The 20280-nt window shown below is 66.9% G+C and carries 12 protein-coding genes and 1 tRNA gene; 4 read left to right on the top strand and 9 right to left on the bottom strand.

Annotated features, from left to right (window positions below; all coding sequences use genetic code 11):
• Positions 1-801 precede the first annotated feature (801 nt).
• Entirely contained in the window at positions 802-1878 is a 1077-nt protein-coding gene (locus QN245_RS03445; RefSeq protein ID WP_317845427.1) for an NADP-dependent oxidoreductase, read from the bottom strand.
• Between the two features lie 22 nt (positions 1879-1900).
• On the opposite strand from QN245_RS03445, the gene QN245_RS03440 reads away from it, so the two are divergent.
• Positions 1901-2485, top strand: coding sequence for a TetR/AcrR family transcriptional regulator (locus QN245_RS03440; protein ID WP_317844573.1), 585 nt, complete (start codon positions 1901-1903; stop codon positions 2483-2485).
• 83 nt (positions 2486-2568) lie between these two features.
• On the opposite strand, the gene QN245_RS03435 is transcribed toward QN245_RS03440, so the two are convergent.
• The 4 genes from QN245_RS03435 to QN245_RS03420 form a co-directional block, all read right to left on the bottom strand.
• Positions 2569-3018: a VOC family protein gene (locus QN245_RS03435; RefSeq protein ID WP_184447268.1), complete on the bottom strand. Its 450-nt coding sequence runs from the start codon at positions 3016-3018 to the stop codon at positions 2569-2571.
• An 82-nt stretch (positions 3019-3100) separates the two neighbouring features.
• Positions 3101-3931 (bottom strand): helix-turn-helix domain-containing protein, encoded by an 831-nt coding sequence (locus QN245_RS03430; protein ID WP_184447269.1) that lies wholly within the window; start codon positions 3929-3931, stop codon positions 3101-3103.
• A gap of 760 nt (positions 3932-4691) precedes the next feature.
• Positions 4692-5375, bottom strand: a complete 684-nt coding sequence (locus tag QN245_RS03425) for a glutathione S-transferase family protein (protein WP_317844572.1) — start codon at positions 5373-5375, stop codon at positions 4692-4694.
• Between the two features lie 88 nt (positions 5376-5463).
• The gene (locus tag QN245_RS03420) at positions 5464-6210 is read right to left on the bottom strand and encodes an SDR family oxidoreductase (protein ID WP_317844571.1); all 747 of its coding nucleotides are present in this window, start codon (positions 6208-6210) and stop codon (positions 5464-5466) included.
• A gap of 138 nt (positions 6211-6348) precedes the next feature.
• On the opposite strand from QN245_RS03420, the gene QN245_RS03415 reads away from it, so the two are divergent.
• The 3 genes from QN245_RS03415 (at position 6349) to QN245_RS03405 (ending at position 10037) form a co-directional block, all read left to right on the top strand.
• Positions 6349-7236 carry a LysR family transcriptional regulator gene (locus QN245_RS03415; protein WP_317844570.1) on the top strand — a complete coding sequence of 296 codons (888 nt, stop codon included), beginning with the start codon at positions 6349-6351 and terminating at the stop codon, positions 7234-7236.
• Positions 7237-7325: 89 nt separating this feature from the next.
• On the top strand, positions 7326-7868 hold the full coding sequence (locus QN245_RS03410; protein WP_317844569.1) for a TetR/AcrR family transcriptional regulator: 543 nt from the start codon (positions 7326-7328) through the stop codon (positions 7866-7868).
• Positions 7869-8507: 639 nt separating this feature from the next.
• Positions 8508-10037, top strand: coding sequence for a hypothetical protein (locus tag QN245_RS03405; protein WP_317844568.1), 1530 nt, complete (start codon positions 8508-8510; stop codon positions 10035-10037).
• A 765-nt stretch (positions 10038-10802) separates the two neighbouring features.
• Here QN245_RS03405 and QN245_RS03400 read toward each other — a convergent pair.
• From QN245_RS03400 to QN245_RS03385, 4 genes are all read right to left on the bottom strand, one after another.
• Positions 10803-10878: transfer RNA gene (locus tag QN245_RS03400), tRNA-Ile, on the bottom strand.
• Positions 10879-11229: 351 nt separating this feature from the next.
• Positions 11230-13413 carry a 1,4-alpha-glucan branching protein GlgB gene (glgB, locus tag QN245_RS03395; protein ID WP_317844567.1) on the bottom strand — a complete coding sequence of 728 codons (2184 nt, stop codon included), beginning with the start codon at positions 13411-13413 and terminating at the stop codon, positions 11230-11232.
• A complete protein-coding gene (treS, locus tag QN245_RS03390; protein ID WP_317844566.1) occupies positions 13410-16763 on the bottom strand; it encodes a maltose alpha-D-glucosyltransferase in 3354 nt (1117 codons plus the stop codon). Before treS ends, glgB begins: the two co-directional genes overlap by 4 nt.
• Positions 16760-19921, bottom strand: coding sequence for a maltotransferase domain-containing protein (locus tag QN245_RS03385; RefSeq protein ID WP_425612907.1), 3162 nt, complete (start codon positions 19919-19921; stop codon positions 16760-16762). The genes treS and QN245_RS03385 overlap by 4 nt, the downstream gene beginning before the upstream one ends.
• Positions 19922-20280: the final 359 nt, after the last annotated feature.

Here is a 20280-nt window from a genome sequence, read left to right as displayed (position 1 = left end):
AAACTCGCAGCACGCGATCCCTACCTGCCGTTTCCCCCAAGGATGCGCTGCATCAACGGCTTTGGATCGATCCAACCGAGCTAGAAGTAACACGCCTTTTGTAGAGTTGCATGCTGCTGCGCAACAGTTCGTCTGCGGATCGATACGCGATCCAGCATCGATCGCGTTACGTTGGATACGAAGAGGGATGACGCTGAACCGTCACGCGACGAGGAGCGATTGAAGGCGATGGATCGCCCTGGCGGACCGACGATCAACGGCTACACTGGCAAGCGCTGGATCGCTCCACACACAGGGGTTTCAAATGAAAATGGCCACACTCGCACTTTTGACTGGACTGCTGGCAACGTCGAGCGCACTTGCCGACACAACACGCTACGGACTCGTACGGCAACACAACGTGCCGCGGCGACGACGGAAGCGTGACGCGCACCAGCAAAGACTCCTACGGCAATACCACAACCCGTGACGACCAGGGCAACGTGATTCGCTGCTCCTCGGACTCGTACGGCAACAAAACCTGCCGTGGTGACGACGGAAGCGTGACGCGCAGCAGCACGGACTCCTACGGCAATACCACGACCCGTGACGACCGGGGCAACACAGTTCGCTGCTCCTCAGACTCGTACGGCAACAAAACCTGCCGTGGCGACGACGGAAGCGTGACGCGCAGCAGCACAGACTCCTACGGCAATACCACGACCCGTAGCGATTAGGGCAACGTGGTTCGCGGCTCGGCAGTTGACGCATCGCCGAGCCGCTGAGCCATTCGATGCCGGCGGCGACGCCGCGATCCAGGTCTCACTCAACCATCATTACGATCTTGCCTTGGACGTGCCCACGCTCCGCACGCTCGTGCGCCTGCCGCGCCTGCGACAGCGCGAAGGTGCTGTCGATGGCCACGCGCACCGTACTCGCATCCAGCAGTGCCGCGAGTTCGCCGAGTTGCGCGCCGCTGGAGCGCACCTGCGTGGTGGACACCGTCACGCCCAGCGCCGCCGCCGCATCGTGCCCATCGAAGCCGAGCGGGAAAATAGGGAACAGTGCACCGCCACGCTTGAGCGTGGGCAGGAACTTTCCGGCGCCGGCGCCGCCGACCGCGTCCACCACCAGGTCCACGTCGTGCAGCACGTCCTCCGGCGCCGTCTTGGTGTAGTCGATGAAGGTCTCGGCGCCCAACCCGCGCACGAACGCCTCGTGCTTGCCGGAAGCGACCGCGATCACGCGCGCACCTTGCCACCTGGCCAGTTGCAGCGCGAAGTGGCCGACGCCGCCGGCCGCCCCGTTGACCACCACGGTCTTGCCCTGCAATGGCACCGGCGCATGCGGCATGGGCTGCAGCGGATTGGCCACGTCGTGGCCCTGCGCGATCAGGAACTGCCATGCCGTCAGCAGCGACATCGGCGCGCCCGCGGCGTGCACGTGGTCGATCTCCGCCGGCTTCAGCGCGACTTCGGACGCAGGGGCGGCGACGTATTGCGCATACGCCTGGCTGCCACCGGCCAAGCCGCTCGGAAAGCGCACCATCGCGTACACGGCATCGCCTGGCGAAAACCCGTCAACATCCTCCGCCACCGACGCGATCACGCCCGAAACATCCGTCCCCAGGATCAGCGGGAACGTCACCGGCGGCCGCCATTCCGGCGGCAGGCGGCTGTAGCCCTCGCGCAGGTACAGGTCGGGCGGGTTCAGCCCGACCGCATGCACCCGGATCAGCACCTCGCCCGGCTGCAGCACGGGCGTGGGCGCGTCCTCGTAATGGAGCACCTCGGGGCCGCCGAACGCCCGCTGGCGGACCGCTTTCATGGTGCGCGGCGTTTCTTCGGAACTGTGCATGGCGTATCCTGATCGGAACAGTGCTCCGAATATACGGAGCACTGCTCCCCTTGTAAAGGACAGCATGCGCGCCGACGCCCAGAAAAACTACCAACGCCTGCTGGACGTGGCCCGCAAGGCCTTGTCCGAAGCCGGCGCAGACGCCTCCTTGCGCGACATCGCGCGCCGCGCCGAAGTCGGCCTGGGCACCTTGTACCGCCACTTCCCCACCCGCGAAGCCCTGCTCGAAGCACTGCTGCGCAACGACTTCGAGGACCTGGCGGGCAAGGCCGACGCCTTGTGCACGTCAGCTGCCTCGGACCAGGCACTGCTGGCCTGGCTTGAGGAGATCATCGCCTTCACCCATCGCCAGCGCGGCATCCTCGCCCCGATGATGTCCGCCATCGAAGACGAGTCCTCCGCGCTGCACGCCTCCTGCGTGCAGCTGCGCGCCGCGGGTGCCGCGCTGCTGGCGCGGGCACAGGCGGATGGCAAGGCCCGCGCCGACATGGACGGCGACGAGTTGTTCGACCTGATCGCGGCGCTGGCCTGGCTGCGGGAACAGCCCTCGCATGCGCAGCGGTCGGAGCGGCTGTTCGAGCTGGTGACTGGCGCGATCCTTGCGCAGCCCACATCGTCTGCGGCGAAGCCAACGGCTCGGAAGCGGTAAGCCACGCCGAGCGCCGACTCCACGCCCTCGACTTCTTCGCATTTATCGCCGCAGCGAGAACCGATGCCGCGCGGCAGAGACGATCAGGCTTTCGGCGCGGCGAACAGCGCGGTGTAGCGCTGCTGCATTTCCTCCGGCGTCACCGTCTCGATCGCATGGCCGATCAGCCAGCGGTGGCCGAACGGATCACGCACCGTCCCCGAGCGCTCGCCGTAGAAGTGGTCCTGCATGCCGCGCTCGAGCGTGGCACCCGCGGCCACCGCGTGCGCCACCAGCGCGTCGGCATCGTCTACATGCAGGTGCAGCGTGACCGGGGTGGCGCCTAGATGTTCCGGGCTGCGCACCCCCATCCCTGGATACTCTTCCGACAGCATCAGCGTGTGCCCGTCGAGATCCACCTCGGCATGGCCGATGCGGCCATCGGGCTCGGTGAGGCGGAACAGTTCGCGCGCGCCGAACGCGCGGGCGTAGAACGCCATCGCCGCGGCGGCATCGCGGACGCACAGATAGGCATAGAGCTCGTGGATGGCCATGGCGACTCCTGAGGTGGACGATGCGCTCCATTCTGGGTGCCGGCGCGCGCGGCGTCTTGTAGCCATTTGACCCGCGCCGCGGTCAGCGCGGCACGTGGCGCGGCGCGGCGGGGTCAGCCCGCAGTCGCCAGGCGGACGGCGTCACCCCGGCCACGGCGCGAAAGGTGTTCGCCAGGTGCGCCTGGTCCGCGAAATCACTGGCGGCCGCGATCTCGGCCCAGCCCAGCGCCCCGTCGCAGGCCAGTGCGAGCGCATGCGAGAAGCGCTGCAGCCGCAACCACTCGTTCGGCGCCAGCCCCGTCGCCTGGCGAAATAACGCAATGCAATGCCGATGGCTCAACCCGCTGGCGCGCACCATCGCCTCCACGCGCATGCCTGGATGCCAGGGACGCAGCACAACGCCCGCCAGCGCCGGGTGCAGCGCCGCAGGCCGGCCACCGGCACGCCCGGCCAGCCAGCGCTCGAAGACCGCGAGCCGCGCCGGGCCGTCATGGCAGGCATGCAGCGCCGCCAGCAGCGCATCGACCTCGCCGGCAGGCACCAGACACTCCAGCGGCGTGTGGTGCCCCGCCAGCGCGGATTCGGGTACGCCGAGCAGAACCGCGGCCGCCCCGGGCCGCAGCATGGCGCCGACCGAGACCGACGGTTGCGAGACATCGCGCACGTGGTACTCCGTGCGCACGCCACCGGCCACCGCATGGCCCAGGCGATGGCCGCACAAGTCGGCCGCATGGTCGAAGACCTGCAGCGGCGCGCCGCCAACGCGCACCGCGATATGCGTGGCCCCGGTCGGCAGCACGTGCTCGCGCGCAAGCGCCCGCACCACCGACGGGCCGGTCGCAGGGTCGTGCGCCCAGACCGAGGCGACTAGGCCGCGCAACGCCGGAATGGGAAGCCGATGAACCGAAGCCATGCGGTGATGCTACGCCTGGTTCGGCGTGGGTCGATAGCCCCTGCCGAACCGCACACCGCTGGTTGCGAATGCGCCGCGACACAACCCATCCGTTCGCGCGCATTGCATCGGCGAACCGATCTCTCACCGGGTCTCGTACAGCATCGCCATTGCAGTCGGCGCCCGCACCACTGGCCAGAAATGAATGCGGGCGCTGACGGCCCGACGCGCCTCTCTATTCGGCCGTCATCACGATCTGCCCTGGATATGTCCTTGCTCCGCGCGGTCGTACGCCTGTGCGCCTGCGGCAACGCGAAGGTGCTGTCGATGACCACGCGCACCGTGCTCGCATCCAGCAGTGCCGCGAGTGCGCCGAGTTGCGCGCCGCAGGAGCGCACGTGGAGGTGGCACCGTCACGCCCGGCGCGCCGCCGCAGGGTCGTCCATCGAAGCCGAGCGGAAAGATGGGTAACGGCGCGCCGCCGCATGTATGCGTACGCAGGAACCTGCCGGCGCCAGAGCCGCCGATTGCATCCAGCGGCGCATCGACCTCGCCGGAGCGCGTCGTACCCTGCCAGCGCACCGTCACCGCCCGGTGGCGACCGGCCTTCGTCCGCCGCTGTCGTGACTTAGTGGGCGGCTCTGCTTGCCTGGTTGCGCAGCGATCACGGCGTGATAGCACTGATTGCTGCGCCGCTGATCGGCAGCCAGCGGCCGATCCGACAGCCCGGTGCCGACAACGGGGGTAAAGACGCGCCTACAGCGCCGCGCGCAAGACATCCTCAGCGCAGCGCGCCCGCGAGCAAGGCGTGCTGGGCCACGAGATGCCGCTGGAATCGGTCGGCGTAATCGTCCGGCACCGCGGAGACGACGCTCGGCCTGTCCGCGAGCGCTGCCCGCCAGGAGGAGACCCGCGGCAGGCCTTCGAAGACCGACCGCGAAACCGGCGCGCGCAGCACGTCGAAATAGCGGAAGACTGGCGCGAACGCCGCATCGACCATGCAAAACGCCGGTCCCATAGAATACGGCCCGTCGTGCAGTTGGCGTTCCAGCCGCAGCAACTTGTCGCGGAACGCGGCGCGCGCGGCGTCGGCGGTCGCGGCATCCTTGGCGTTGAGGAACTGCCACGCGTCGCCGAGCGCTGCCGTCCCGAACTCCACCCAGGCGCGCTGCTGGGCGCGCGCCAGCGGGTCTCCCGAGAACATCGGAGCGCCCGGCTGCGTTTCTTCCAGGTATTCGCAGATAGCCATGCTTTCGAACAAGACTACTTCCGGGCCGCCCGGCAGCCGGACCTGCAGTAGCGGCACCTTGCCGGTCGGCGACAGTGCCAGGAACCACTCCGGCTTGGCGGCCAGATCCACCTGCACACGCTCGAACGCCACGCCCTTTTCGAGCAGAACGATCGCCGCGCGCTGCACGAACGGACACAGCGGATGACTGACGAGTTTCAAGGAAGGAAGCGACATAACGATCTCTGCAGGCAACAGAGAGGGGGCGACCCGGCCAGGCGCAGCGCGCCCGGCCAGGCTTGCCGGCGATCGGTGACCGCCGCGATCACAGCGTGCGCCCGCCGTCGACGATGAGTTCCGCTCCCACCGTCCAGCGCGACTCGTCGGAGGCCAGGTACACCACCGCCTTGGCGATTTCCTCCGGCGTCCCGAAGCGGCCCATCGGGATGCTCGCGGCAATGTCCTTGTTGACCTGCTCGCGGTACGCCTCGGGAATGCCCAGCTTGTCGTACAGCGGCGTCTCCACCGGGCCGGGGCTGACGGCATTGAAGCGGATGCCGCGTCCGAGCAACTCGCTCGAGAGGGTCTTTGTCATGTTCAACAACGCCGCCTTGGTCGCGCCGTACACCGACGAGTTCGGCATGCCCACGTGGACGTTGACCGAGGCGTTGAACACCACCGAGGCCGGCGCGGCGAACACCGGCAGCAGCGCCTGGACGAGGAAGTACGGGCCCTTGACGTTGATGGCGAAGGACGCATCGAACGCCTCCTCGGTCCAGCTTTCGGCCGGCGCCCAGACCGACACGCCCGCGTTGAGGAACGCGATATCGAGCTGCCCGAAGTGCGCGCCGATCGTCTGCGCCAGTTCCTTCTGCGCCGCGACGCTGGCCGAGTCAGCGCGCAGCACCAACACCTCTTCGCCGAGCGCGGCCTTGGCCTTGGCGATGGAGTCGGGGTTCACCCCGGTGACGATGACGCGCGCGCCCTCGGCGAGAAACTGCCGGGCCGTTTCCAGGCCGATGCCGCTGGTGCCGCCGGTGATGAGGGTGCGCTTGCCTGCTAGACGGGACATGGTGTGCTCCTAGTTGTGGTGGGTCGGCCACGTTGGTCGGCCCTCGATGGAGACGCAGCATGCGCCTATGCCGCCGTTGCCATAAGCCGACGGATGCGCATAGCATTCATGCTGATTGCGCATGATTAAGAGCAGACCATGGACCGCTTCCTGCTGATGACCTGCTTTGCCCACGCCGTGGAGACCGGTAGCTTTTCCGCCGCCGGCCGCGACCTGGGCATCGGCCAACCCAATGTCAGCCGCCACGTCGCCGCGCTGGAGGACCACCTGCGCACGCGCCTGTTGCACCGCTCCACCCGCAAGCTCGCCCTGACCCCGGAGGGCGAGCGCTACTATGCCGAGGTCCGCCGCATCCTCGACGCGGTGGACGAGTCCGAGACCTCCCTGCGCGCGGACGTCAAGCCGACAGGGCTGCTGCGCGTGGCATGCCCCACGGCGTTGTCGCACACCTACTTCATGCCCCTCGTTCCCGGCTTCCTGCAGCGCTTTCCGGACATGCAACTGGACCTGCAGATCAACGACCGCTTCGTCAACCTGCTCGACGAAGGCGCCGAGTTGGCCATCCGCATCGGCCACCTGGAGAGCAGCGCGCTGCGCGCACGGCGCATCGGCGCCTTCAAGCGCGTGTGCGTCGCCAGCACCGACTATCTGGCCAGGCGCGGCGTCCCCCAGGTACCGCAGGACCTGGTCCATCACGAGTGCGTGCTCTACACGCTGCTCGCCTCCGGCGCCACCTGGCGCTTCAAGGACTTGGAGATTCCCGTCAGCGGCCGCATCCGCGTCAATTCCCCCGAAGCCTCGCGCGCGTCCGTCAGCGCCGGCCTCGGCATCGGCATCGGCCCGGAGTGGCTGTTCGAGGACGGCCTGAAGTCCGGACGGCTCCAGACCGTGCTCGACGCCTACGCCGCCCCCTCCGTGCCCATGCACATCGTCTACGCGGCCAATCGCCTGCTCCCGAAGCGCGCCGCTGTTTTCATGGACTTCATCGCCGAGGCGTTCTCGCAGATTCCGCAGCTCAACACATAGTGTGATTCTGCCGGCGCGGCTCTAGCTTCAATGCCTGGCGCCGCGCTAACGGCACGCCCACATCCCTCACTCGCTTCCATCTACTGGACGTGGCCCGCGAGGCCCTGGCGGAAGCCGGCGCGGACACCTCGCTGCGCGACATCGCCCGCCGCGCCGAAGTCGGCCTGGGCACCTTGTACCGCCACTTCCCGGCCCGCGAAGCGCTCCTCGAAGCGCTGCTGCGTAACGACTTCGAGGATCTGGCGACCAAGGCCGACGCCCTGCGCACGGCCGCGGCCTCGGACCAGGCCCTGCTGGCTTGGCTTGAGGAGATCATCGCCTTCACTCATCGCCAGCGCGGCATCCTCGCCCTGATGATGTCCGCCATCGAAGACGACGCCTCCGCACTGCACGCCTCCTGCGTGCGGCTACGCTCCGCAGGCGCCGCATTGCTGGCGCGCGCCCAGGCGGACGGCAAGGCGCGCGCCGACATGGACGGCGACGAACTGTTCGACCTGATCGCGGCGCTGGCCTGGTTGCGGGAACAGCCGTCGCATGCTCAGCGCTCCGAGCGCATGTTCGAGCTGGTGACTGGGGCGATCCTTGCACAACGCGCAACACCTCCGACGACGTCACCGGCTCGGAAGCGGTAAGCAACGCCGAGCCCAATCCATATCCTCAACTTGCTTGGAGAACGACTGCGGAAACTAGGAGCGTTACCCGGTAGAGACTGATGCAAGTAAGTGCACTCTGACCCCTGTTTTCGCTGAGCAACCGCCTTAGGTCGTCCGAGCTAAGGTTGACTGAGAGATATCAACGCCACCAAGCATTCTAGACCCATGACCAAAGTCCACTCGATATCTGCTTTGGGTCGATTTCGGAAGTAGCGCCCTAAGCTAGCGTCGCATGGTGACACCCTGCCCAAGCCTATACGTGAAGAACGACCGGTATACTGGTCGTACTCGGGTCTTCGGGCTCGCAAACATATCCGCAAGTCAAGCGCCGTCAGGTCCAATCGCTAATTCCTGCCATTGATGGACGGTTCCGGGAAAAGCTGGCTACGGAGCAGTTGGCGGGCCATAGCCCAATAGGCCCGGCTCGCCTGCCCCAGGGGGCGTCTTGGATACTGATACGGCATCGTATCAAGGTAGTTTGTTCTCTCTCGCCCGAATTATCCGTCGAATATGGCCACGCCGACAGAATCCGAACAACCCTATCTCCCGCCCACGAACGATTCAGCGAATAGCTCCCCGGAGCCGCCCCCAGCCAAGAAGTCACTCCAGCGGAAGTGGTTGCGAAACCTGCGCTGGCAAGCCCACTGGCTCTTGCCCAATCTAATCCCCGATCCCTATCGGACGGATCGTGAGTATGAACGCGAGCACGACCGGAAGGAGAACGAACGCATCCGCGTGCCACTCGAGTTGGAACTCCGGGTAAACGTGATCTGGGGTGTCGAACTCTATGGATCGGCGGAAGTAGAAGGCCTGTATAGCGGACTGGAGAAGCTTGGCTGGAAAGGCGTGGCTGCGTGGAACGAGAAGGACAGCGTGCTGAGGTGGGTCCGGGAGAGACGTTCCTTTGGCGCATGGGCCTGGTTGAACGTGGGGTGTGTGCTAGGAAAAGAGCGACGTGGCAACGCACCACCACTGATCCACAACTTCACAACGCTGCCGCCGGGTGTGCAATCGCTGACGGTTTGCGTACATCAGATCACCTCGTCCCTGACTGTGATGCTTGTAGGATTCCTGCTGGAAGAATCCTTGGCTCAGCGCTATGCGACGGAGCTCAACCGGGACCGCACGACCTATCGCCGGCGTAGTTTTCGATCCCGCCGATCAATCCAATCCATAGGCCCGGAGAACCAAAAGCGCGAAGCCATCGAGGTAGCCCGAAGAGACCTTCGGCGCATGGTAGGGAACTGGTTCGGCCAACACATTCCGGGGTTCTTTAGTGGACTCAAGCGCCCAGAAAATTTTCCAACAATGGAATTGCTGACGTCCCAGAGCGGTCCAATCTTCCATGAACCAGAGCATTCGCCACGCAACAGATTTTCTGGATGGCGCTGGGCGTTAGCCAACGTTCCTCCACATGAAACATGGACCTACAAGAGCTCGCCTGGGCTTCAGCTATCGATTGACCGATTCAGGGAGCAAGAGGAAGGGTTGCACATCCTGGCTGCATTGGATGTCGCGGCCTACCCCGAAGAGGGGATGAAACACTACGGCGGCAAGACCATGAATGCCTTTCTTCATGTGTGCCAAGAGACACTTCACGGCTTTCTCATCCATGCATCAACGCTCGAATATCTGAAGGAGCAGTCGCGCGACATCAACGCCACACGCGAAAATCTAAAGAAAGCACGATCAGGTCGACGTAGCGTCAAGCGTTCGCTGCGCGAGATCAGCCAATTCTTCGACCGAACGCTAGGATCACCTGCAATCGCAAGAGAACTTGCTCGGGAGTCCAAAGATGCTGGTTGGTACCATCACGATTGCCCATCATTCACCACACCGGGATGGGGGGACGGAGACAAGCCGCGGGAACTGACTGAGGAAATCCGCGGCAGCATCAATTACCTGGCAAACCGACTAATCGAGGAGGAGGTTTCGATACGTGAGCATTTCGAGCAAGTATCTGCAGTCCTCAGCGTCCACGAGAGCATCAAAGCCCAACGCCGCATGGAATGGCTGACAGTTCTCGCACTGGTTGTAGCATTCGCTTCGCTGATGGTCGCCTTGCTGCCACGGGACAAACTTGCCCAGGATCTCGACGCCTTCTGGCAAGCAGGCGTCACGGCGTTCTGGCAGGTCGCGGGGAAATAGCCCAGAAATTTGCCAGTTAAGAATGCCAATGCGCTATCCCACGTTCGGTCGCCGGAAAAACTCAGCCACCTCAAAATGTATCATCAGCGCATCTTGACTAGAAGCGGATGCCTATCGACAGGTCATACTATCCAATCTTTCGTAGACACCGAACGACTGTCTGGGTCGGAAGCCACCTGCGGGGTATCAGCCCGCTATCCGAGATAGCTTGCGCGCCACCAAGATGGGATCAGGGATGAAGTCGCTGGGCAAGTTGCGAAAATTTTGAAGAGAGTCGGCGCCGAATCTCGAAGATCGCCGGCTTGCTATCGAGCAGCCTAAGGCTCGCTATCGAGTGCTTCGGAGAATCCATCGCCAAGTCGTCTAGGACCCCGCCGAGATAGAGCGGGCCCAAGCCGCGAAGATCGTGCAACGGGCGTTGCGCAACATTGGCGCATGGGAAAGCCGGGGTCGCCAGCCTCCACTACTCCAAGGCGTGGCGCAGGATCTTGGAGAGACCCTGTCCAGCGGATCTCTAAGATGTTTCGCGCGCACATGGCGGATGCTCTGGTACAGAATTCGCTGTTCGGTTTATTGTACCGTCAGCCAAAGCTACGTAACTAATTATTTTTATAGCAATTTATTACCTTCAGAACCACCACTCTGACCTTGCGCCGCCATTATCGCGGTTTTCAGCAGACAACTCATGCCCATATTGACATGATGAGTTGTCCGATCTGGCCAACTTGTGCTTACAAGAGCACGAGATTCCGCCGTGCATGTCTATGGTGGGCCCACCAGGATTCGAACCTGGAACCAAAGGATTATGAGTCCTCTGCTCTAACCGTTGAGCTATAGGCCCGGACGCGTCCGGAGCGAGCGGGCGATGCGTCGGCCGCCGGCTTGGCGCCTCTGGCGTGCATGCAGAGGAAGGCGCCGAGGCGGGCGTGAGTTTACCGGTCGGGGTGGTGGGCTGTCTGCCCGGGGCGGTAGACGGGGCCGAGAATTGCTCTCGGCCTTTGGGCGCAGCGAGCTAAGCGCCAGGGACTGCACCTGATCGGTGCGCATCCTTGGCATCTCGGGTGCTTGCGGATCGGGGCTGACAGTCAATCGGGACAGCGTCGGGACTGAAGTCCCTCCCACAACAGCCGGCTTCTCTCCGAACAGCCGGCTCTTTTCGCCCTCTAGCCGCGGCCCCTTCTGCCCTCTCGCCCTACTCCTCCACCCCAAGCACCAGCACCCCCAGCGGCGGGATAGTCAGCACCAGCGACGCCGGATGCCCATGCGCGCCGACGTTCTCGGCGCGCACGCTGCCGCCATTGCCGGTGTTGCTGCCGCCGTAGATCTCGCTGTCGGAGTTGAGCAGTTCGCGCCAGCGGCCGGCGCGGGGTACGCCGATGCGGTAGCCGTGGTGCACCTGCGGGGTGAGGTTGGCCACCACCAGCAGCGGGGTGTCGCCGCTGCGGGCCTTGCGCAGGTAGGCGAACAGGCTGTTGCCGGCGTCGTCGCCGATGACCCAGGCGAAGCCTTCGGGTTCGTCGTCGCGGGCGTGCAGTGCGGGGTGCTCGGCGTAGAGGCGGTTGAGGTCGCGGACCAGGCGCTGGATGCCGCGGTGGTTCGGTTGGTCGAGCAGGTGCCAGGGCAGCGCGGCGTCGTGGTTCCACTCGGTGGGCTGGGCGATTTCGCAGCCCATGAACAGCAGTTTGCGACCGGGGTGGGTGTACATGTAGCCGAGGTAGGCGCGCAGGTTGGCGAAGCGCTGCCAGTCGTCGCCGGGCATGCGCCCGAGCAGGGAGCGCTTGCCGTGCACCACTTCGTCGTGGGAGATGGGCAGCATGAAGCGCTCGGAATACGCGTAGACCATGCTGAAGGTCATCTCGCCGTGGTGGTAGCGTCGGTAGATCGGGTCCAGTTCGATGTAGTGCAGGCTGTCGTGCATCCAGCCCATGTTCCACTTGTAGTTGAAGCCCAGTCCGCCATGCGCGAGGTCGGCGGTGACGCCGGGCCAGGCGGTGGATTCTTCGGCGATGGTTATGGCGCCGGGGGCCTGGTCGGCCACCACCTGGTTGAGACGGCGCAGGAAGGCGATGGTCTCGTAGTTCTCGCGGCCGCCGTGGATGTTGGGCACCCACTCGCCGGCGTTGCGGCTGTAGTCGCGGTAGAGCATGGAGGCGACGGCGTCCACGCGCAGGCCGTCGACGTGGTAGCGCTGCAGGAATTCCAGCGCGCTGGCGATCAGGAAGCCGGACACTTCGCGACGGCCGTGGTTGTAGATGAGGGTGTTCCAGTCGCGGTGGAAGCCTTCGCGCGGGTCGGCGTGTTCGTACAACGCGGTGCCGTCGAAATGGGCCAGGCCATGCGCATCGGTGGGGAAATGCGCCGGCACCCAGTCGACGATGACGCCGATGTCCTCGCGGTGGCAGCGATCGACGAAGCGGGCGAAGCCTTCCGGGCTGCCGAAGCGCGCGGTGGGCGCGAACAGGCCCAGCGGCTGGTAGCCCCAGGAGCCGCCGAATGGGTGCTCGGTGACCGGCAGCAGTTCGATGTGGGTGAAGCCCATGTCGGCCACGTAGGGAATCAGCCGTTCGGCTAGCGCGTCCCAGTCGAGCAGGCTGCCATCTTCGGCGTGCATCCACGAGCCGGCATGCACTTCGTACACGCTGATCGGGGCCTGCGGGGCGTGGCGGCGCGCGCGCGTGGCCATCCAGGCGTCGTCGCGCCACTGGAACGGCGCCGGGTCGGCGACGATGGAGGCGGTGCCGGGCGCCAGTTCGGCCTGGCGCGCGACCGGGTCGGCCTTGGGCGGCAGCTCTTCGCCGCGCGGGCCGCGCAGGGCGAACTTGTAGCGCGCGCCGGGACCGACGCCAGGCACGAACAGTTCCCACACGCCGGCCTGGTGACGCAGGCGCATCGGGTGGCGGCGCGCGTCCCAGCTGTTGAAGTCGCCGATCACCGCCACGCGCGAGGCATTGGGTGCCCACACCGCGAAGCGGGTGCCCTGCTCGCCGTCGACCTCGACCACATTGGCGCCCAGCGCATCGGCCAGGCGCAGGTGATGGCCTTCGCCGATCAGGTGCAGGTCGAAATCGCTGAGCTGCGGGCCGAACGCATACGCGTCGGCGGTGTCCTGCTCGCCGCCGGGCCAACGGATGCGCAGGCGGTAGCGGCCCTCGTGCGGCAGCTCGGCATGGAAGAAGCCCTCCGGTCCTTGCTGAAGCGGCACTTCGCTGCCGTCCTCCAGCACCGCGACCACCGCATCGGCACCCGGCTGGTAACTGCGCAGCACCCGCGCATTGCCGAGGCGATGCACGCCCAGCACGGCGAACGGGTCGCCGTGACGGGCAGTGGCGAAGGCGCGTTGCGTCGCGTCGTCCCAGACGTGGACGGCATCACTCATCGAATCGACTCCTGGGGCGCGGGAAAGCGGTCGAGTATGCGCAACAATCCCTGTATGGGCACCATGATCCATGCCGGGCGGTTGGCGGCCTCGTAGCGAATTTCATAGCAGGCCTTCTCGATCAGAAACAGCAAGGTGGTGGCCTCGAACGCGGCCGGCGCCACCCACGGATGCGGGCTGGTATCGAGCACGCCGCGGTAGGCGGCGAGGAACGCAGCGCTGGCGCGACTGCGGAAGGCGGCCAGGAATGCTTCCTGCGCGGTGTCCAGGCCGGCACCCACGCGTGCGGCGGTGCCTTCCTCGCCGCGGGCGGAGACTTCGCTGGCGTAGTCGAGCGAGCGCAGGAAACCGGCGACGTCGTGCAGCGGGCTGGCCTTGGCACGGCGCTCGTCCAGCGACTTGGCCGGCTCGCCTTCGAAGTCGATCAGCACCACGTCGTCGAACGCGACCAGGATCTGGCCGAGATGGAAGTCGCCGTGCACGCGGGTCAGCAGCGCGCCGGACAACAGCGACGGCGCCTGCTGCAACCACGCGTCCAGGCGCGCGCGCTCGGCCAGCAGGCTGTCGACTGCGGCGTGTTCGGCCGGATCGTCGTTGGCGTCGCGATGCGTCAGTAAGGTATCCCACATCGCCTGCACTTCGTGCGCCACGCCGTCCACCACCTGCTGCGCCGCGGCCGCGTCCACGGCCTGCGGCACGAAGGCCGGCGCGTCGGTAGGCTGCGCCAGCAGCGCATGCAGTTCCGCAAGGCGCCGCCCGACGATCGCCGCAAAGGCGTCGTAGCTGGCCACGATTTCCAGCCGCGCGGCATCGTCCTGCGCGGCGTCGTATTCCTCGGCGCTGCGCGACAGGTGATCCAGGGTCCAGCGCCAGGCATCGCCCTGGTTGCGCACGAATCCCTGCAGCAGCGCGAGCGTGGTCTCGCTGCCGTCGGCCTCGACACGGGCCACATGGCCCAGCAGCGGCGCGGCGTTGGCGTAGCCGAGCGCGGTGAGGCGTTCGCCGATCTCGATCTCCGGGTTGATACCGGCCGACACGCGCCGCAGGAGCTTAAACACCGCCGCGTCGCCGACGATCAGCGAGCTGTTGCTCTGCTCGGCCGATAGCCAGCGGATCTCCGGATCGTTCGGAATGTCCACGCGCTGCAGCGCGGGCGTCGGACAGAAGCGGATGCGCTCGGCGTCCGAGGCATCGCCGGCCTCGCCGTCCACGCGCAGTTCCGCGCGGTCGCGCAGCGCGGCCAGCATGCTCAGGGTGAAGGGTTTCAGCGCGAAGGCGTCGGTGAGGTAGCCGACCTCACGGCCATGGCGCACGCGCGCCAGCGCCAGCTGCTCGGCCAGCACGCTCGGCTGCTCGCGCTCCCACACGATGCCCAGCGGCAGGATGTAGCGCTCGTACGCGCCGTCGTCCAGTTCCGCCTCGATTTCCAGCAGGGTCAGGCCGTCGCCGCCGGACAGGGGCGTGCGCCGCGCGATACGTACGCTGCGCAGCGCGCGATCCTTGGCCGCGAACCAGCGCCGGGTAGACAGCCACGCCGGCAGGATGTCGCGCTCCAGCGTCGGCAGATGCGGCTGCAGGCCGGCACTGTCGACCGTGCTGCGCAGCACCAGGGTCTGGTAGTCGGGCAGCGGCACCGGCGCCGGCACGTGCCAGTCCGGCAGGGTGGCATTGCCGACCAGTTGGAAAGCGTAGAAGCCGAACGCCGGCACAGTGAGCAGATAGGTCAGGCGCCCGATCGGCGGGAAGCTGCCGCCGCCGAGGATGTCCACCGGCACCCGACCCTCGAATTCGGACAGATCCAGCTCCACCGCCTGCAGCGTGTGCGAGAGGTTGGCCACGCACAGCACGGTCTCGTCCTCGTGGCAGCGCAGGTAAGCGAGCATGCGGCGGTTGCCGGGATACAGGAAGCGCAGCGCGCCGCGGCCGAAGGCGCGGTAGCGCTTGCGCACCGACAGGATGCGCCGGGTCCAGGTCAGCAGCGAATACTGGTCGCGTTGCTGCGCCTCCACGTTCACCGCCTGGAAGCCGTACAGCGGGTCCATGATCGGCGGCAGCACCAGCGCGGCGGGATCGGCGCGCGAGAAACCGCCGTTACGGTCGATCGACCATTGCATCGGCGTACGCACGCCGTCGCGGTCGCCGAGATGGATGTTGTCGCCCATGCCGATCTCGTCGCCGTAGTACAGCACCGGCGTGCCGGGCATGGTCAGCAGCAGCGAGGTCATCAGCTCGATGCGGCGGCGGTCGCGCTCCAGCAGCGGCGCCAGGCGCCGGCGGATGCCGAGGTTGATGCGCGCGCGGCGGTCGGCGGCGTAGGTCTGCCACAGGTAGTCGCGCTCGGAGTCGGTGACCATCTCCAGGGTCAACTCGTCGTGGTTGCGCAGGAAGATCGCCCACTGGCAGCTCTCCGGGATCTCCGGGGTCTGGCGCATGATGTCGGTGATCGGAAAGCGGTCCTCGCGCGCGATCGCCATGTACATGCGCGGCATCAGCGGGAAGTGGAACGCCATGTGGCATTCGTCGGCGTTCTCGCCGAAGTACTGCTGGGTGTCTTCCGGCCACATGTTGGCCTCGGCCAGCAGCATGCGGTCCGGGTATTCGGCATCGAGCGTGGCGCGGATGCGGCGCAGGATGGCGTGGGTCTCGGGCAGGTTCTCGTTGGAGGTGCCGTCGCGCTCGATCAGGTACGGCACCGCGTCCAGACGCAGCCCGTCCACGCCCAGGTCCAGCCAGAAGCGCATCACTTCCAGCACCGCCTCCAGCACCGCCGGGTTGTCGAAATTCAGGTCCGGCTGATGCGAGTAGAAGCGGTGCCAGAAGTATTGGCCAGCCTCCGGGTCCCAAGTCCAGTTGGACTTCTCGGTGTCGCAGAAGATGATGCGGGTGCCGGCGTAGTCCTGGTCGCTGTCGGACCACACGTAGAACGCGCGCTCCGGCGAGCCGGCCGGTGCCATGCGCGCACGCTGGAACCAGGGGTGCTGGTCAGAGGTATGGTTGATCACCAGTTCGGTGACGATGCGGATGCCGCGCGCGTGCGCCTGCTCCACGAAGCGCTGGAAGTCGGCGATGCTGCCGTAGTCCGGGTGCACCGCCATGTACTCGGCGATGTCGTAGCCATCGTCGCGGCGCGGGCTGGGGTAGAACGGCAGCAGCCAGATCGTGTCCACGCCCAGGTCGGCGATGTAGTCGAGCTTGGAGATCAGCCCGGGGAAATCGCCGATGCCGTCGTCGTTGGAGTCGAAGAACGACTTGACGTGCACCTGGTAGATGATCGCGTCCTTGTACCAGCGCGCATCGCCGGCCTGTGCGCGCGGCTCGAGTTGGGGGGACGACGGCGCGGCGACATTCATGCAGAAACTCCGGCGCGGATGCGCCACAAGGCGAACGGCCGCGACGGATCGAGGCGGATGTGTTGGGTCTTGCCGTGCCAGGTGAAATCATGGCCGTCCCACAGGTCGCGCACGGCGACGCTGGCGTGGTCGGGCAGGCCCAGTTCCCATAGCGGCACTTCGATCTGCGCGTTCTGCGGCGCGTACGGGTCCAGGCTCACCGCCACCAGCACCAGGCTGCGGCCACGCGCCAGGTGTGCGGCGTCGAGGAACTTGCCGAAGTACAGCACCTGGTCGTTGTGGGCGGTGTAGAAACGGGTGCCCAGGTGCGACTGCAGTTCCGGATGCTGGCGGCGCAGCAGGTTGAGGCGGGTGATCTCGTCGACGATGTCGCCCGGCGCGCGCTCGGGCCACACGCGCAACTGGTACTTCTCCGAGTCGAGGTATTCCTCCTTGCCCGGCAGCGGCGTGGCCTCGCACAGCTCGAAGCCTTGGTACATGCCCCACAGCCCGGACAGCGTGGTCGCCAGCGCGGCGCGGATCAAATGCCCGCTGCGCCCGCTGTGCTGCAGGAACAGCGGATTGATGTCCGGGGTGTTGACGAAGAAGTGCGGCCGGAAGCATTCGCTGGGCACGCCGCTGTTGAGTTCCTCGATGTAGGCCTGCAGCTCGGCCTTGTGCTGACGCCAGGTGAAGTAGGTGTAGGACTGCGAGAAGCCGACCTTGGCCAGCCGGTACATCGGCTTGGGCCGGGTGAAGGCCTCGGACAGGAACACCACCTCCGGATGACGCCCGCGCACCTCGGCGATCAGCCATTCCCAGAACGGGAACGGCTTGGTGTGCGGGTTGTCGACGCGGAACAAGGTGACGCCCTCGTTGACCCAGAACAGCACCGCATCGCGCAGCGCGTTCCACAGGGCGGGGACCGCGCCGCTGGCGTAGAAGTCGACGTTGACGATGTCCTGGTACTTCTTCGGCGGGTTTTCCGCGTACGGGATGGAGCCATCCGCGCGCCAGGTGAACCAGTCTGGGTGGTCGCGCAACCAGGGATGGTCCGGCGCGCACTGGATGGCGAAGTCCAGCGCCAGTTCCAGGCCGTGCTCGGCCGCGGCCGCGCGCAGGCGGCGAAACCCTTCCAGCCCGCCCAGCTCCGGATGCACCTCGGTATGCCCGCCCTCGGCCGAGCCGATCGCGTACGGGCTGCCAGGCTCGCCCGGCTCGGCAGTCACCGCGTTGTTGCGGCCCTTACGGTTCTTCTCGCCGATGGGATGGATCGGCGGCATGTACAGTACGTCGAAACCCATCGCCTGGATATGCGGCAGCCGCGCGATCACGTCGTCGAACGTGCCGTGACGCTGCGGATCGCCGCTCTGCGAGCGCGGAAACAGTTCGTACCAGCTGGCGAAATGCGCGGCGCGGCGTTCGGCCTCGACCCGGAAGGTCATCGGGTACTCGGTGCGGAACGGCTTGGCATCGGCGCGCGCCATCGCCTCGGCGGTGTCGGGTTCGAGCAGGAGTTGCGCCTTCTCGGCCAGGTCGCTGGTGCGGGCGATGCGCGTGGTGATGGCCTTCAGCCGGGTGGCCAGCGCGCCGCGGCTGCGGCCGCGCGCGGCCTCGACCTGGGCCAGCGCTTCCTGCACGTCCACCGGCAGCAGCGTACCGGCGGCACGCTTCTTTTCCAGGTCGGCATGGGTGGTGGCGTAGACGTCGCGCCAGGCCTCGATGCGGAACTCGTAGCGGCCCAAGCGCTGCAGCGGGAACTCGCCACGCCAGCGGTCGTTGCCGAGCGCGCGCATCGGCGTGCTGGACCAGGTGCGTGCATCGGCGGCGCGCCACAGCAGCGCCACGGCGATGCGATCGTGGCCGTCGCAGAACGCATCGGCTTCGACGCAGATCCGGTCGCCGACCGTGCGCTTGACCGGGAAGCGGCCGTCGTCCACCGAGGGCGTCACCGACTCGATGCACACCCGCGCCTCGCCGGCGGCGACCTCGGCCGGGGTGCGGGCGCGCGCCGCGGTCAGCACCGGGCGCGCCGGCAGGCTGCGATAGATGCGGACTTCGCCCGCTTCCAGGGTGCCGCCCTGCTCGCCCTGGATCGGTTCGCCGTGGTCGCTGAGCAGGCCCTCGCTGTCGCCCAGCAGGCGCAGCAGCGCCGGGCCCGGCACCGGTAGCAGGTGGTCGCGATCGCTGTTGAGCAGCACCAGCCACGGCGCGGCATCCAGCGGCTCCACCGCCAACGCGGTCAGGGCGCCGTCGCGCAGCAGCGGACGCAAGCGCAGCGCCGCGTTGGCATCGGGCAGCGGCGCTGCCGGCGTGGACCCGTCGCTCTCGGACAGCGTGTGCTGCGCGTGCCCGGGCTGCGCGTGCTCCGTCAGGATGTCCTGCGCAGCGATCGCCCAGGCGCCGCCGAACGCGGCCGCCAGGCGCTGCCGCTGCGCGCGTGGCAGGGGCAGCGCTGAGGCGACAGGCGCATCGGCATCGACGGTGGCGACCACGCGGCGCGCCAGCGCGCGCAGCGCGCTGTCCTCGTCGAAGAACCAATCGCCGCGGCCGTCCCACCAGGCCAGCGAGGAAAACGCGGCATCGAAGCCGGCACCGGCCAGGCCGCGCAAGGCGTCCAGGCCCAGCCCGGGCGTCCACGCCAGAAGCCGCGCGTGCGGTGCCTGCGCATGGACCTCGCCGATCAGCGTGCGCCACAGCGCAGCCGGTACGCGCTGCGGCTGCAGCACACGGAAACCGGCCACGCCGCCATGCAGCCAGTCGAGCAGGCGCGTGCTCCACCACTGCGCCAGCCCCGCACCCTCCTCGGCGGAGGCAAAGCGGCCCTGGGCGATGTCCGGCGCGGCGCGTTCGGCGCGTGGGTCCGGCAGGGTCGAGCTGCGGGCGCGGAACCAGTGCGGATGTTCCTGCAGCAGACCGCTGCCGCCGCCGATCTCGTCGATGCGCAGATCCAGCAGCACGCGCAACCCATGCTGTTCTGCGCGTTGCAGCCATTGCCGCAGCTGTGCCAGCCCGGCCGCGTCGTGGGCGGCGGGGTCGTGCAGGCGCCCCTGCGCATCCTGCGCGAACGGACTGGGAAGGACGATGTGATCGCAGCCCTGCGCCTGCGCTGCCGCCATGGCCGCGTCCAGCGCGGCCGCTTCGTGAGAGGGAAAGGGGGACAGCAGGCAGACATGCATTCGGAAGATCCCGTTCGACGAATGAGAAAGGACACGTCGCCTCTGCGCACCGTTGCCGGCAACGCGGATCGCGCCGTCGCATGGCAACGGCGCCGGAACGGGATGGGCCTGCACGCTGTCGCGCTCCAGAGATCGCAACGGTGCCGGCGCACCCGGTCCGCGCGATGCGATGCAGCTGCGTCACAAGACCACGAACGCCGCAAATGGAATGTGTGGATGACATTAAATGCGCGTGCATGTGATGCGACGCGCTGTGCCGGGGTGTGGCGGCGCACGCTCCGCGCCGCCACGCACCCCGCTAGATGCAGCAAGAAATTCACGCGATGCTGACGCTCCCGCGTGAGTCGCGCACCGAATCT

Origin of the sequence: Xanthomonas rydalmerensis, assembly GCF_033170385.1 — a bacterium.
In the GTDB taxonomy this organism is placed as follows: Bacteria; Pseudomonadota; Gammaproteobacteria; order Xanthomonadales; family Xanthomonadaceae; genus Xanthomonas_A; species Xanthomonas_A rydalmerensis.
This window is presented reverse-complemented; position numbering and strand designations above follow the sequence as displayed.

Coding starts and splice junctions, on each gene's coding strand:
- QN245_RS03435 (WP_184447268.1), bottom strand. CDS start 3,018: ATGGCCATCCACGAGCTCTATGCCTATCTGTGCGTCCGCGATGCCGCC.
- QN245_RS03440 (WP_317844573.1), top strand. CDS start 1,901: ATGCGCGCCGACGCCCAGAAAAACTACCAACGCCTGCTGGACGTGGCC.
- QN245_RS03385 (WP_425612907.1), bottom strand. CDS start 19,921: ATGCATGTCTGCCTGCTGTCCCCCTTTCCCTCTCACGAAGCGGCCGCG.
- QN245_RS03415 (WP_317844570.1), top strand. CDS start 6,349: ATGGACCGCTTCCTGCTGATGACCTGCTTTGCCCACGCCGTGGAGACC.
- QN245_RS03425 (WP_317844572.1), bottom strand. CDS start 5,375: ATGTCGCTTCCTTCCTTGAAACTCGTCAGTCATCCGCTGTGTCCGTTC.
- QN245_RS03420 (WP_317844571.1), bottom strand. CDS start 6,210: ATGTCCCGTCTAGCAGGCAAGCGCACCCTCATCACCGGCGGCACCAGC.
- QN245_RS03430 (WP_184447269.1), bottom strand. CDS start 3,931: ATGGCTTCGGTTCATCGGCTTCCCATTCCGGCGTTGCGCGGCCTAGTC.
- glgB (WP_317844567.1), bottom strand. CDS start 13,413: ATGAGTGATGCCGTCCACGTCTGGGACGACGCGACGCAACGCGCCTTC.
- treS (WP_317844566.1), bottom strand. CDS start 16,763: ATGAATGTCGCCGCGCCGTCGTCCCCCCAACTCGAGCCGCGCGCACAG.